This window comes from Mesorhizobium sp. M0676 (genome assembly GCF_040320535.1).
GTDB lineage: Bacteria > Pseudomonadota > Alphaproteobacteria > Rhizobiales > Rhizobiaceae > Mesorhizobium.
Genome location: NZ_JAMYPU010000016.1, coordinates 36,649 through 50,250, shown reverse-complemented (window position 1 = coordinate 50,250; position 13,602 = coordinate 36,649). Strand labels below are relative to the sequence as shown.

The 13,602-nt window shown below is 64.0% G+C and carries 15 protein-coding genes; 8 read left to right on the top strand and 7 right to left on the bottom strand.

The window, feature by feature from the left end:
• The first annotated feature begins 11 nt into the window (after positions 1 to 11).
• From pdxA to NKI35_RS18745, 4 genes are all read left to right on the top strand, one after another.
• Positions 12 to 1,040: a 4-hydroxythreonine-4-phosphate dehydrogenase PdxA gene (pdxA, locus tag NKI35_RS18760; protein WP_031196567.1), complete on the top strand. Its 1,029-nt coding sequence runs from the start codon at positions 12 to 14 to the stop codon at positions 1,038 to 1,040.
• A 38-nt stretch (positions 1,041 to 1,078) separates the two neighbouring features.
• On the top strand, positions 1,079 to 1,915 hold the full coding sequence (gene rsmA, locus NKI35_RS18755; RefSeq protein WP_023705356.1) for a 16S rRNA (adenine(1518)-N(6)/adenine(1519)-N(6))-dimethyltransferase RsmA: 837 nt from the start codon (positions 1,079 to 1,081) through the stop codon (positions 1,913 to 1,915).
• A 68-nt stretch (positions 1,916 to 1,983) separates the two neighbouring features.
• A complete protein-coding gene (locus NKI35_RS18750; protein WP_023689109.1) occupies positions 1,984 to 2,289 on the top strand; it encodes a type II toxin-antitoxin system RelB/DinJ family antitoxin in 306 nt (101 codons plus the stop codon).
• Positions 2,286 to 2,567 carry a type II toxin-antitoxin system RelE/ParE family toxin gene (locus NKI35_RS18745; protein ID WP_502897151.1) on the top strand — a complete coding sequence of 94 codons (282 nt, stop codon included), beginning with the start codon at positions 2,286 to 2,288 and terminating at the stop codon, positions 2,565 to 2,567. Before NKI35_RS18750 ends, NKI35_RS18745 begins: the two co-directional genes overlap by 4 nt.
• Positions 2,568 to 2,600: 33 nt before the next feature.
• Here the strand turns inward: NKI35_RS18745 and gmk are convergent, their stop codons facing one another.
• The 7 genes from gmk to fabD form a co-directional block, all read right to left on the bottom strand.
• Positions 2,601 to 3,275 (bottom strand): guanylate kinase, encoded by a 675-nt coding sequence (gene gmk / locus NKI35_RS18740; RefSeq protein ID WP_031193552.1) that lies wholly within the window; start codon positions 3,273 to 3,275, stop codon positions 2,601 to 2,603.
• Between the two features lie 6 nt (positions 3,276 to 3,281).
• Positions 3,282 to 4,172 carry a YicC/YloC family endoribonuclease gene (locus NKI35_RS18735; RefSeq protein WP_023695597.1) on the bottom strand — a complete coding sequence of 297 codons (891 nt, stop codon included), beginning with the start codon at positions 4,170 to 4,172 and terminating at the stop codon, positions 3,282 to 3,284.
• Positions 4,173 to 4,434: 262 nt separating this feature from the next.
• The gene (mltG, locus tag NKI35_RS18730) at positions 4,435 to 5,691 is read right to left on the bottom strand and encodes an endolytic transglycosylase MltG (protein WP_023752524.1); all 1,257 of its coding nucleotides are present in this window, start codon (positions 5,689 to 5,691) and stop codon (positions 4,435 to 4,437) included.
• Positions 5,692 to 5,892: 201 nt separating this feature from the next.
• Positions 5,893 to 7,155, bottom strand: coding sequence for a beta-ketoacyl-ACP synthase II (gene fabF, locus NKI35_RS18725; protein WP_023685687.1), 1,263 nt, complete (start codon positions 7,153 to 7,155; stop codon positions 5,893 to 5,895).
• 34 nt (positions 7,156 to 7,189) lie between these two features.
• Entirely contained in the window at positions 7,190 to 7,426 is a 237-nt protein-coding gene (locus NKI35_RS18720; protein WP_006203723.1) for an acyl carrier protein, read from the bottom strand.
• Between the two features lie 221 nt (positions 7,427 to 7,647).
• Complete coding sequence (fabG, locus tag NKI35_RS18715; RefSeq protein WP_023705359.1) at positions 7,648 to 8,385, bottom strand: 3-oxoacyl-[acyl-carrier-protein] reductase; 738 nt, start codon at positions 8,383 to 8,385, stop codon at positions 7,648 to 7,650.
• A 60-nt stretch (positions 8,386 to 8,445) separates the two neighbouring features.
• A complete protein-coding gene (gene fabD, locus NKI35_RS18710; RefSeq protein WP_023705360.1) occupies positions 8,446 to 9,393 on the bottom strand; it encodes an ACP S-malonyltransferase in 948 nt (315 codons plus the stop codon).
• 277 nt (positions 9,394 to 9,670) lie between these two features.
• On the opposite strand from fabD, the gene NKI35_RS18705 reads away from it, so the two are divergent.
• From NKI35_RS18705 to rplI, 4 genes are all read left to right on the top strand, one after another.
• Positions 9,671 to 11,599, top strand: coding sequence for an LTA synthase family protein (locus NKI35_RS18705; RefSeq protein WP_023705361.1), 1,929 nt, complete (start codon positions 9,671 to 9,673; stop codon positions 11,597 to 11,599).
• 312 nt (positions 11,600 to 11,911) lie between these two features.
• Positions 11,912 to 12,412: a 30S ribosomal protein S6 gene (gene rpsF, locus NKI35_RS18700; RefSeq protein WP_023672722.1), complete on the top strand. Its 501-nt coding sequence runs from the start codon at positions 11,912 to 11,914 to the stop codon at positions 12,410 to 12,412.
• Positions 12,412 to 12,660 (top strand): 30S ribosomal protein S18, encoded by a 249-nt coding sequence (rpsR, locus tag NKI35_RS18695; protein ID WP_006203718.1) that lies wholly within the window; start codon positions 12,412 to 12,414, stop codon positions 12,658 to 12,660. Before rpsF ends, rpsR begins: the two co-directional genes overlap by 1 nt.
• Positions 12,661 to 12,927: 267 nt before the next feature.
• On the top strand, positions 12,928 to 13,515 hold the full coding sequence (gene rplI, locus NKI35_RS18690; protein ID WP_023672721.1) for a 50S ribosomal protein L9: 588 nt from the start codon (positions 12,928 to 12,930) through the stop codon (positions 13,513 to 13,515).
• Positions 13,516 to 13,602: the final 87 nt, after the last annotated feature.

Below are 13,602 nucleotides of genomic sequence, written 5' to 3'. Positions count from 1 at the left end.
CCGGCCCAGCCGTGCGTGAGACAGAGCTTCCGCTGGCGCTGAGCGTCGGCGATCCATCCGGCGTCGGTCCGGAAATCGCCATTGCCGCGTGGCAGAGCGCCCGCGGTTCCGGTGCCGCGCCCTTCTATCTTCTCGCCGATCCGGCGCTGATTGCCGCGCGGGCGCGCCGGCTCGGCGCGGCGGTGGCAATCGCCGAGACGGTGCCGGCCCAAGCAGCTGGTGTCTTTCAACACGCCTTGCCCGTGGTGCCGCTGGCGGCCCACTTCACCGACGATCCCGGCCGGCCCGACCCGGCCAATGCCGCCGGCATCATCGAGGCCATCGATCGCGCCGTCGCCGACTGCCTTGCCGGTCACGCGGCCGCGGTCGTCACCTGTCCGATCGCGAAGAAGCCGCTTTACGATGCCGGCTTCGGCTTTCCCGGTCACACCGAATATCTGGCGCATCTGGCCTCGCTCCACACCGGCGGCACGGTGACGCCGGTGATGCTGATCGCCGGCCCCGAATTGCGCACCGTTCCTGTCACCATCCACATCGCGCTGGCCGAGGTGCCGAAGACGCTGACGACGGAGCTGATCGTTGCCATCGCGCGCATCACCGCCGGCGATCTTGCACGCCGTTTCGGCATCGCCAGGCCGAGGCTCGCGCTTGCCGGCCTCAATCCGCATGCCGGCGAAAGCGGCGCCATGGGGACAGAGGACGAGCGCATCATTCGTCCTGCGGTCGACATGTTGCGGGCGCAAGGCATCGATGCCTTCGGGCCGCTGCCGGCCGATACGATGTTTCATGCGCGCGCCCGCGCCGGCTACGACGTGGCGGTCTGCATGTACCATGACCAGGCGTTGATCCCGGCCAAGGCGCTGGCCTTCGACGAGGCCGTCAACGTCACGCTTGGCCTGCCGTTCATCCGCACCTCGCCCGATCACGGCACAGCCTTCGACATCGCCGGCAAGGGCATCGCACGTCCCGACAGCCTGATCGCGGCGCTGAAGCTGGCCCGCCGGCTGGCCGATACCGGCGCAAAGCCCGCAGCTGCATGAGCCAAAAATCATGAGCCCAAATCATGAGCCCAAAATTCATGAGCATTGACGGGCTGCCGCCGCTGCGCGAGGTGATCGAGCGCCATGGACTGCAGGCAAAGAAGGCGCTTGGCCAGAATTTCCTGCTCGACCTCAATTTGACCGGCAAGATCGCGCGGGTCGCCGGCGACCTCAGCGACAGCACGGTGATCGAGGTCGGCCCCGGCCCCGGCGGGCTGACCAGGGCGCTGCTCGCTGCCGGTGCCGGCCGCGTCGTCGCCATCGAGCGCGACGAACGCTGCCTTGCGGCCTTGGCCGAGGTCTCCAACCACTATCCGGGCCGGCTCGAGGTGATCAGCGGCGATGCGCTGAAGACGGATTTTGCCGCTCTTGCCAAGACCGCGTCACAAGACGGCCCGGTGAGGATTGCCGCCAACCTGCCCTACAATATCGGCACCGAGCTGTTGATCCGTTGGCTGACCGTGGCGGACTGGCCACCCTTCTATCAATCGATGACGCTGATGTTCCAGCGCGAGGTGGCCGAGCGCATTGTCGCCGGTGCCGGCAGCGATGCTTATGGCCGGCTCGGCGTGCTGGCGGGCTGGCGGACCGAGGCGAGGATCGCCTTCGACGTGCCGCCGCAAGCGTTCACGCCGCCACCCAAGGTAACGTCCTCGGTGGTGCATCTGGTGCCGCGCGCCAGCCCTTTGTCAACCGACGTGAAAAAACTCGGTCGCGTCACCGAAGCCGCTTTCGGCCAGCGCCGGAAGATGCTGCGGCAGAGCGTGAAGAGCCTGGGTGGCGAGGCACTGCTGACGCGCGCCGGCATCGATCCGACCCGGCGTGCGGAGACGCTCAGCGTCGAGGAATTCGTGCGGCTGACAAACGCGGTTTGACCGGCGGCGCTGGCGCGGCCTAGCAATCGTCATTCAAACGAATTGCATTGACGTCGAAGGAGATTGCCATGCCAGCAAATGCACTGGTCCAGACGCGTATCGACGCCGACATCCGGGATCGAGCTTCGGCGGTGCTCGAAAGCATGGGGCTGACGGTCTCGGATGCGGTGCGGATATTGCTCACCCGAACCGCCAACGAGGGTGCGCTGCCCATCGATCTCGTCACAAACAACGAGGCGTATGATTTATGGTTTCGCGCCAAGGTTCGCGAAGCGCTCGACGACACCCGACCAGACATTCCTGATGATCAAGTCGAGGCGCATTTTGCCGAGAGACGCGCCGCGGCGCGGCGTTCGGGTGAACCTAAATCTTGAAGATCGTCTGGTCGCCATTCGCGCTTTCAGATCGCGACGGCATCTTCGCGCATATCGAGGCCGACAATCCTGCGGCCGCGATCGCCACCGATGAGCGGATCGTCGCCGCAATCAACCGTCTTCGGACTTCCCCAAAGCGGCCGGATCGGCAGGCGTGCAGGGACACGAGAGATCGTCATCGTCGGCACGCCATATGTCGCGGCCTATCAGCTGACCAACAGCACGATTCGAATCCCGCGCGTGCTTCACGGAGGCCGGACGATCTGCCAGGCAGCTGATGCGGCTAATTTAGATTGCCAGCGGTGGACGAGCTATTCCGTCTTCTCGTCCAGCAACCCCGAGACGAAATCGAACAGCCCGGGCCGGCGGTCGCGCCGCAGCCTTTCCGCCGTCACGATGCCACGCACTTCGGCGAAGGCGCGGTCGAGATCGTCGTTGACGATGACAAAGTCATATTCCTTCCAGTGCTCGATCTCGTTGCGGGCGTTCTTCAGCCTGGTCTCGATCACGTGCTCCTGGTCCTCGGCGCGGCGCTTGAGGCGCGACTTCAATTCCTTCATCGACGGCGGCAGGATGAAGATCGAGACGATGTCGGCGCGCATCTTCTCCTTGAGCTGCTGGGCGCCTTGCCAGTCGATGTCGAAGAGCATGTCACGGCCCTGCGCCAGCGCCAGTTCGGCCGGCTCGCGCGGCGTCGCGTAGCAATTGCCGTGCACCTCGGCCCATTCGAGCAACGCGTCGGAATCGCGCAGCCGCTCGAACTCGCGCGTGGTGCGGAAGTGATAGTGGACGCCCTCGATCTCCGAGCCGCGGCGTGGCCTGGTGGTGACCGAGACCGATAATTCCAGGCTGCCGTCGCTTTCCAGCAGGTTGCGCGCGATCGTCGACTTGCCGGCGCCCGACGGCGACGACAGGACCAGCATCAGCCCGCGGCGGCGAATGCGGGATCCGAGATCCCTGGCAACCATCGGCTCCTTGGCACCCATTCGGGTTTACTCCAGATTCTGGACCTGTTCGCGAAACTGGTCGACCACCGCCTTGAGTTCCAGCCCGATGGCGGTGACAGTGGCGGCGTTTGACTTGGAACACAGCGTATTCGATTCGCGGTTGAATTCCTGCGCCAGAAAATCGAGCTTGCGGCCGATGGCGCCGCCATTTGCCAGCAGCGCTCTGCCCGACGCCACATGCGTCTTCAGCCGATCGATCTCTTCACGGATATCGGCCTTGGTGGCCAGGAACGCCGCTTCCATGTGCAGCCGGCCGGCATCGAGATTGGCCGACGCATCCATCAGCAGCCGCACCTGTTCGGCGATCCGCTCGCGGATCGCCGCCGGTTCGCGCGACGGGTCGGCCTCGGCTTGAAGCGTCAGCGCCTCAATGGCGTCGATATGGCCGGAAAGCAGCGAACGCAGCGCTTCGCCCTCGCTCTGGCGTGCCTGCTCGAGACCTGTAAGCGCCGTTTCCAGCGCCGACAGGATTGACGCGTCGAGTGCTGCCCGCACCTCCTCGGTTTCGCTGGTTTCAGGGATATCGAGCACGCCGCGCAGAGAAAGCAGACCGTCGGCAGTTGCCGGACCAACACCGAACTGGTCCTGCAGCCGCTTGGCCAAGCCCGCCAGATCCCTGAGGAAGGCTTCGTTGACCACCGGCTGCGCCTGCTGGCCGGCGGCGCGGCCGACGGTCAGCGTCGCCTGGAAATTGCCACGCGAAAAGCGCTTCTGCAGCGTCTGCCGCACAGTCGGTTCGAGCCGCTCGAAACCTTGCGGCAACCGCAACCTGACCTCGACGCTCTTGCCGTTGACCGACTTGACCTCCCAGGCGATCGAGGCGCCGTCATGTTCGGCAACAGTGCGTGCAAATCCGGTCATGCTCTGCAAATTCATGATGCGGCTCGTGTCTCCCTGATGGTCCGATTCTACAAATCGCGCATGCGTTCGATATCACGGGCGGCGCGAATGTCAGAATCGCAATACCGGCAAGATGTTGATTTCCGCTGTCGTTTCGATCTCGCAGGGCTGAAATCGAGAAGCAGAGGCACCCGAGCAAGACCGAAAACGCTTCGAACCCCGCTGTTCGTTCAAAGCAGCAGCGCGTCCGCCTCTGTCCGCATCGCTTAAGGTCGATCCGTCTGAAAGCGCCGGCCTGCTATTGGGCGGCACCCCTATCGCCGGCATCACCGCTGTCACCGGCGGCATCGCCACTTGCGTCACCGTTGTCGTTGCCATCCGCCGGTGCATCGGTCTGGCCCGGAGTCTTGGCGCCCTTGGCGGCGTCTTCAGCCTGCTTCTTCTGCAGTGCCCGGTAGCGGGCAACGTTCTCATTGTGCTCGGCAAGCGTGGTGGCAAAGACGTGGCCGCCGGTGCCGTCGGCGACGAAATAGAGATCATCGGTCTTCGACGGGTTGGCGACGGCTTCGAGCGCGGCGCGGCCGGGATTGGCGATCGGCGTCGGCGGCAGGCCGTTGATCAGATAGGTGTTGTAAGGCGTCTGTTTCTGGATGTCAGACTGATAAATCGGCCGGTCGGCGGGTTTGCCCTTGCCGCCGAACAGGCCGTAGATGATGGTCGGATCGGATTGCAGCCGCATGCCCTTGGCCAGACGGTTGAGGAAGACGGCGGCAACGCGCGAGCGCTCGTCGCCCCGGCCGGTTTCCTTTTCGACGATGGAGGCCAAGGTGACGAAGTCGTCGACATTGGCCAGAGGCAGGTCGGGCGCGCGCCGCTGCCAGACCTCGTCGACCAGCTTCTTCTGGTCGGCGAGCAGCTTGTCGACCATCTGTTGGCGCGTGGCGCCGCGGGTAAAGCGCAGCGTGTCGGTGGCGAGGCTGCCCTCAGCCGGCTTGGCGGCCGGCATGTCGCCGGTCAGCGCATCCTGCTCGGCGATGCGCTGCAGCGCCTGCTCGACCGTCAGGCCCTCGGGAATGGTCAGCGAATACATCACCGACTTGCCGCTCTTCAGAAGCTCCATGATGTCGCGCATGGAGGCGCGCGGCTTTATCTCGTATTCGCCTGCCTTCAGCGCTGAATCATTGCCATAGACCCGCACGGCGATGCGGAAGATGCGGGCATCGCTGATCAGCCCACGCCGTTCGAGCTGGTCGGCAATATCCTGGACGCCGGTGCTCGGCTTGACCAGGAAGGTGTCGCCGGCCACCGACGGGCCCGGTTCGTTGAATGCCTGCTTGCCGAAATAGAGCGAAACGCCGGCGGCGAGGATCATCAACATCACCGCGGAGATGACGAAGTTCATGAACACGACGACTTGGCTGCGCGAGGCGCGCGAGCGCTTTGGTGGTGGTGTGCCGGCTTCCGGGCGCAAAGCTTCGGCCGCGGTCTTCGGCACGATCGGGCCGGTCTGCTGGTTTTGTCCGAATTGTCCGCTGCCGCCCGGATTGGTGTTCATTAGCGCCCTACCATCTGATCTCTTAGAGCGACCATGCGCCCGATTGGACGCACAGCGTGCCCTAACATTTCAAGCCTACGCATCGTGCTTTTAAAAAAGCGCCTTCGGTTTCAGGCCGATGCGACGAATCCCCAGCGGCAGAGTAGGCTTGAATATGGCAAAATTGACGACAGACCGCTGGCGCGCCGGTCGATACCGCAATCAGCCTGTATAACGCTGGAATACCAGCGAAGCGTTGGTGCCGCCGAAGCCGAAGGAGTTGGACAGCGCCACGTCGACCTGGCGATGCCGTGGCGTGTTCGGAACAAGATCGATCGCGGTTTCGCGTTCCGGGTTGTCAAGATTGATGGTGGCTGGCGCGATGTTGTCTCTGATAGCGAGGATCGAAAAGATCGCCTCGGCGGCGCCCGCGGCACCCAGGAGATGGCCGATCGACGACTTGGTCGACGACATCGAGATTTTCGAGGCGGCGTTGCCGACCAGCCGCTCGACGGCGCCGAGTTCGATCGTGTCGGCCATGGTCGAGGTGCCGTGCGCGTTGATGTAGTCGACGTCGGCGGGCGTCAGCTTGGCCCGGTTCAGCGCCGCCGTCATGCAGCGGAAGGCGCCGTCGCCGTCTTCGGCCGGTGCGGTGATGTGATAGGCATCGCCGGTCAGGCCGTAGCCGGTGACCTCGGCATAGATCTTGGCGCCGCGCGCCTTGGCGTGTTCGAGTTCTTCCAGCACCACGACGCCGGCGCCCTCGCCCATGACGAAGCCGTCACGGTCGCGGTCATAGGGACGCGAGGCCTTCTCAGGCGTGTCGTTGCGGTCGGTGGACAGTGCCCGGCAAGCAGCGAAGCCGGCAAGCGATAGTCTGGTCACCGGCGATTCCGCGCCGCCGGCCAGCATCACGTCGGCATCGCCGAAGATGATCAGCCGGGCGGCATCGCCAATGGCGTGCGCGCCGGTCGAGCAGGCGGTGACGACGGCGTGGTTGGGGCCTTTCAGCCCATGCCGGATCGATACCTGGCCAGATACCAGGTTGATAATGTTGCCGGGAATGAAGAATGGACTGATACGGCGCGGTCCGCGCTCTTTCAGGATGATAGCGTTCTCGGCGATGCCCTCGAGGCCGCCAATGCCGGAGCCGATCATGACGCCGGTGGCGCAGCGCTCGGCTTCGGTGCTGGGCTCCCAGCCGGAATCCTTCAGCGCTTCGTCGGCGGCCGCAATCCCGTAAAGGATGAAGTCGCCGATCTTGCGCAGTTCCTTGGGCTCGAGCACGGCTTCGGGATTGAGCGTGCCGTTGGTGCCGTCACCGCGAGGAATGACGTGGGCGATCTTGCAGGCAAGATCTTCCACTTCGAACTCGGTGACGCGCTTGGCGGCGCTGCGGCCGGTCAGAAGTTCCTTCCAGCTGTGCTCGAAGCCCATGCCGAACGGCGAAACCAGGCCAAGGCCCGTGACGACGACACGCCTCATCGCAGGTCCTCCCCGGTGATGACTGCGGATAGTGTCAGGCCGAAGCCTTGTCGATGTACTTCACGGCATCGCCGACGGTCAGGATGGTCTCGGCCGCATCGTCCGGAATCTCGACGCCGAACTCTTCTTCGAAGGCCATGACGAGTTCGACCGTGTCGAGGCTGTCCGCGCCCAGATCATCGATGAAGCTCGCCTGCTCCGTCACCTTGTCGGCATCGACGCCAAGATGTTCGATGACGATCTTCTTGACGCGCTCTGCGGTGTCACTCATTTGGGGCATCCTCGTCTTTTGTTTGTCTGTCTTCGTTAGCGGGCAGAATGCCGCTAATCAAGCTGAAAGATGGTCCTGCCGGAAACGCAACGATGCCGGACCGGTTTTTGCCCGAACCGCCGGGTTGCGGGCCGCATTACACGAAAAATGGCCGAGGTCCAAGGCGAAATGGTCTCTTTTCACAAGCCGGCCATGTCTTCTTATCACCCGGCAATATCCTGTCAGATCATGGCCATGCCACCGTTGACATGGATGGTCTGGCCGGTGACGTAGGCTGCCTCGTTGGAGGCGAGATAGGCGACGGCCGACGCCACTTCAACACTCGTGCCCATGCGGCGCGTCGGGATCGCGGCCATTATCGCGTCTTTCTGCTTGTCGTTGAGCTTGTCGGTCATGGCCGATTCGATAAAGCCCGGGGCGACGCAGTTGACGGTGATGTTGCGGGTGGCGATCTCCTGCGCCAGCGACTTGGAAAAGCCGATCATGCCGGCCTTGGAGGCGCAATAATTGGTCTGGCCAGGATTGCCGGTGACGCCGACCACCGAGGTGATGTTGATGATGCGGCCATGGCGGCGGCGCATCATCGGATGGGTCAGCTCGCGGGTCAGCCGGAACACGGCGGTGAGGTTCACCTCCAGCACGCTGTCCCAATCCGCGTCCGCCATGCGCACGAACAGGCCGTCCTTGGTGATGCCGGCATTGTTGACCAGTATGTCGACGCCTTCGAGTTCGGCTTCGGCCTTCTGGCCAAGCGCCTTGACCTCGTCACGGTCGGCAAGATTGGCCGGGAACAGCTTTACCCGGTCGCCGAGTTCGCCGGCCAGGGTCTCCAGTTTCTCGACGCGGGTGCCGTGCAAGCCGACAATGGCGCCTTGCGCATGCAGCACCCGGGCAATCGCCTCGCCAATGCCGCCCGATGCGCCGGTGACGAGCGCCTTGCGGCCGGTCAGTTCGAACATTTTCGTCTCCTGATCTTAAGAGAACACCCTTCCCACGGGAGGGGTTGAATCGCCAGTGGATTATGCAAGCGCGGCCAGCGCCGCCTCGACATCGGCCGGCGTGCCGACGGCCGATGTGGCGATGTCGCGGCTGATCCGCCGCGCCAGGCCGGAAAGCACCTTGCCGGCGCCGATCTCAAAGAGCGTGGCGACGCCATTGGCGCCGAACCACTCCACCGTTTCGCGCCAGCGCACGCGGCCGGTGATCTGCTCGACCAGGCGGCGCGCGATCTCGTCGGGGTCGCTGGTCGGGACTACAGTGACGTTGGAGACGACGGGCACCACCGGTGCATTCTTGGTCACGCCGGCCAGCGCCTCGCGCATGACATCGGCCGCCGGCGCCATCAGCGCCGAATGGAAGGGTGCGGAGACCTGCAGCATCAGCGCCCGCTTGGCGCCCTTTTCGGTGCACAGTTTCGCGGCGAGTTCCACCGCCGCCCTGGCGCCGGAGATCACCAGCTGGCCGCCGCCATTGTCGTTGGCGATCTGGCAGACCTTGCCGGATCCCGTTGCGGCCTCGGTGCAAGCGGCTTCGACGTCGGGCTGTTCCAGTCCGATGATCGCCGCCATGGCGCCCTCGCCGGCCGGCACCGCCGCCTGCATGGCGTTGCCGCGGATGCGCAGCAGCCGGGCGGCATCGGCGACCGAAACGAAACCGGCCGCGGCAAGGGCGGAATATTCGCCGAGCGAATGACCGGCAACGTAGGCAACCTTGTCCTTCAGCGAAAAGCCGCGCGCTTCCAGCGAGCGGATTCCCGCCAGCGAGACCGCCATCAGCGCCGGCTGGGCATTGGCAGTCAGGGTCAGCGCCTCTTCCGGGCCTTCCCAGATCAGTTTCGACAGCTTTTCGCCCAGCGCATCATCGACTTCCTCGAACACCCTGCGTGCCTCGGGGAAGGCGTCGGCGAGGTCCTTGCCCATGCCGACAGCCTGGCTGCCCTGTCCCGGAAAGGTGAATGCGACGGCCATTTGGGCGCTCTCCAGCGGCTGATTTTTCCTGCCTGTGACGCAAGGCGGACCGCCAAGTCAAGCCCGAAGGCGGCATTTCGGCTCTCGCTTGAACCGGAGCTGACCTCGAGTCCCTGTTCCCAAAGGCTTTTTGCCGATCACACCTGATGAAAACCGCTCACGAATCGTTTGCTGGCTCTTCTTATTTTCGCCACAGGCGCTAGCTTTTGCATGACAGTTCTATGACAGAACGGTGGCGCGAGTGGAAATGCGCGTTGCTTGGGCCGGGGGAAGAGACGTGGCTAGGATCAGGAAGGGCGCGACCGTACCCGCGCCACAGTTCTTGGAAGACGATCCGTCCACCGGCTACCTGCCGGGGCGCAGATGGCCGGTCATCCGCTACGGTCTGGTCACGCTGCTTGCCTCCGCCATCCTGGTGTTCGCCATCGAATGGATCGTGCGCGGCGACTTCTTCGGCACGGTCGACTTCTTCCTGCAGCCATTCAAGCCGGGCTGGACCACCATCATTGTCTTTGCATTGGTGCTGATGGGACTGGACGCCGTGCTTGGCCGCAGTCACCAGAGCCTGATGATCGTGGCGCCGCTGACGCTGGCGCTGGCCTTTGTCGGGCATCAGAAGTCGCATTATCTCGGCGATCCGCTCTACCCAACCGATTTTCTTTATTCGCGCCAGATCATGGCACTGATGCCGCTCCTGGTGCGCGAACGGCCCTGGACGGCGCTCGCCATGGCGGTCGGCATCGTCGCCGGCCTGTCGCTGCTGATCTATGGCTGGCGGTTGTGGCGCCGCAAGGTTCCGATCCTCAGCCGCAAAGGGCGGCTGGCGCGGCTGACGCTGGCAGTGCCGCTGCTCGCCTTCTTCGTCTCAATCATGGACTACGCCACCTTCTCGTGGACCCGCGACCGGCTGCAGATCATCCCGATCATGTGGGACCAGAAGGAGAACTACGCCTCCAACGGGTTTGCGCTGGCCTTCGCGCTCAACGTGCCGATGGCGCATGTCTCGGCGCCGGCGGGCTATTCCGACAAGGCGATCGACGCGATCGACAGGCCTGCTGTGGCGGCCTCGGTACCGGATGAGAAACCCGACATCATCGTGGTGATGAGCGAATCTTTCTGGGATCCGACCAAGCTGCCCGGCGTCACAATCACGCCTGACCCGATCCCCAATGTGAGGGCGCTGCGTTCCGGCTATATGTTTTCGCCGGAATTCGGCGGCATGACCGCCAACATCGAATTCGAGGCGCTGACCGGCTTTTCCAATGCCTTCCTGCCGGCGGGCTCGATCCCCTACCAGCAATATGTGCGCACGCCGACGCCGTCGCTGGCGACCTTCCTGAAAAGCGAGGGCTACCGGGCGCGCGCCATCCATCCGGGCACCAACTGGTTCTGGAACAGGGGCGCCGTCTATGCCGATTTCGGCTTCAACGATTTCCGCTCGGAAGAGACGCTGCCGCCACTGGAAAAGCGCGGGCCGCTGGCTTCCGATGCCTCGATGACCGACGAGATCATCGCAGAGGCCGACGCCAGCGAGCGGCCGGTGTTCTTCTTCGCCGTCAGCCTGCAGAACCACGGTCCCTACGAGCCGTACCGCTATTACAATCCGACCCACAAGGTCGCGGCGCCGATCAGCACATGGGCGCGGGAATCGCTGCTCAGCTATGCCGAAGGCTCCGCCGATGCCGATCGCGGCCTCGAGCGGCTGATCGAATGGGCGAAGAAGCGCGACCGGCCGACGGTCATCGCCTTCTTCGGCGACCATCTGCCGCCGCTCGGCCCCGTCTATGTCGAAACCGGTTACCTGAAGGACAATGTCGCGCCGCGCAAGGAACCGACGCCGGCGGCGGCACTGGAGCATCATCAGACGCCGCTGGTCATCTGGTCTAACCGCACCGGTCCGGCGCAGGATATGGGCGCCGTGAGCCCGGCCTTCCTGCCCTACCACATCCTGACAACGGCCGGGATCACGCACCCCTACTACACCGGCTTCCTGGGCGCGCTGCGCGAACGCTATCGCGTCGTCGACCGCAATCTGCTTTTGACACCGTCAGGTGAGGCCACGCCGGACTGGGCGCGGCAGAAGGACGTTGATCCGGCGATCAACGATTACCGCTTGCTGCAATACGACATGATGTTCGGCAAGCGTAAGGCGGCTCCGGACTTCTTCCCCGAAACGATCAACGGTGGTACCCCGCATACGAGTTGATGCCTGGTCTTTATCCAACCCTGCGACGCCAGGACGCTGTCCGGAGCATGCGTTACCCTTGCCTTCCAGCCAAATTGCTATATAGACGCCCGCAATCTGCCGGTCCTTGCTGGGGGCTGAACGGAGGGCCGGAGGTTTTACCCAAAACCTTCGTGTGAAGCCAGAAGCGCTTCCGCCTCCCGTGTCTCCGCTCTCGACCGTCTCGAAATGCTCCTTTCTTCCCCGCCCCTTCGGGATCAGCGGGTCAGAGAAGTTGCAGAGGCTTTTGCCGCGAGGATCCGGGAGAGAAACGAAGAAAGGCACTGAACCACTATGGCTCTATACGAACATGTGTTCCTTGCCCGGCAGGACCTCTCGCAGCAGCAGGTCGATGCGCTTGTCGAACAGTACAAGGGCGTCATCTCCGCAAATGGCGGGTCCGTCGGCCGGGTCGAGAACTGGGGACTGAAGTCCCTCACCTACCGGGTCAACAAGAACCGGAAGGCTTACTACACGCTTATGGACCTCAACTGCCCGCCGGCAGCGCTCAACGAGATGGAGCGCCAGATGGGCCTGTCCGAGGACGTGCTGCGTTTCCTGACCGTCAAGGTCGAGGCGCATGAGGAAGGCCCGTCGGCCATGATGCAGAAGCGCGAAGAGCGCTCGGAACGCGGCGGCTTCGGCGACCGCGACCGTGGTGATCGTGGTCCGCGCTCGTTCGGCGACCGTGATCGCGGCGACCGTGGCGATCGTCCGCCGCGCTCATTTGGCGACGCCGGTGGCGATCGTGGTCCGCGCCGTCCGCGCGAAGGCGTTGAAGGAGGTGCAGAATAATGGTCGACATCAATCAGATCCCGACCCGGCGCCCGTTCCATCGCCGCCGCAAGACCTGCCCGTTCTCCGGCGCCAATGCGCCCAAGATCGACTACAAGGACGTGCGTCTTCTGCAGCGCTACATTTCCGAGCGCGGCAAGATCGTGCCGTCGCGCATCACCGCCGTCAGCCAGAAGAAGCAGCGCGAACTCGCCAAGGCGATCAAGCGCGCCCGCTTCCTCGGCCTGCTGCCCTACGTGGTTCGCTAAGATCTCCGAAGCAGGCGGTTCGCCGCCTGCTTCCTTCTCCCACGGCGACGGGCGCCGCAGGGGTAATTTGATGATGCATGTCGTTGTCCCAAAACCGGGCCCACTCTTGGCGACGTGCATTGAAATCCCGAGTTGAGGTGAAAAGCCTCTAACTGCCGCGACAGGCAGGACAGCGACACCGGCGCCAAGGCGCTCAGAGCTTCCTGACCTGTTCCATTCAATTCGGCGCCGATCCCGCGGTCGGTGCCCAGACGAAGGAACAAGACCATGCAAGTGATTCTTCTCGAACGCGTTTCCCGCCTCGGCCAGATGGGCGATACCGTCAAGGTCAAGGACGGCTTTGCCCGCAACTTCCTCTTGCCGCAGGGCAAGGCGCTGCGCGCCAACGAAGCCAACAAGAAGAAGTTCGAAGGACAGCGCGCGCAGCTCGAAGCCCGCAACCTCGAGCGCAAGTCGGAAGCCAGCCAGGTTGCCGAAAAGCTCGACGGGAAGAGCTTCATCGCCGTACGTTCGGCCGGCGAGACCGGCCAGCTCTACGGTTCGGTGTCGACCCGCGACATCGCCGACCTGCTGACCGCCGAAGGGTTCTCGGTCAACCGCAACCAGATCCAGCTCAACCAGCCGATCAAGACCATCGGCGTCACCAATGTGGCGATTGCGCTGCATCCGGAAGTCGAGGTCACCATCAGCCTCAACATCGCCCGCACGGCCGACGAAGCCGAGCGCCAGGCCAAGGGCGAGACGCTGACCACCGCCGAAGCCATCTATGGCGACGACATCAACGACAATGCGCGGCCGGAGAACTTCTTCGACCCGAACACCGAGTTCGAAGGCGGCGAAGAAGACAACGCCTGATCCCGCACGGGGCCTGATCGGGAAGCGAGGGGAGCAGCGCTCCAATCACTTTCTCGTCTTCCAGCCTTTCTGGACCAATGCCCGGGC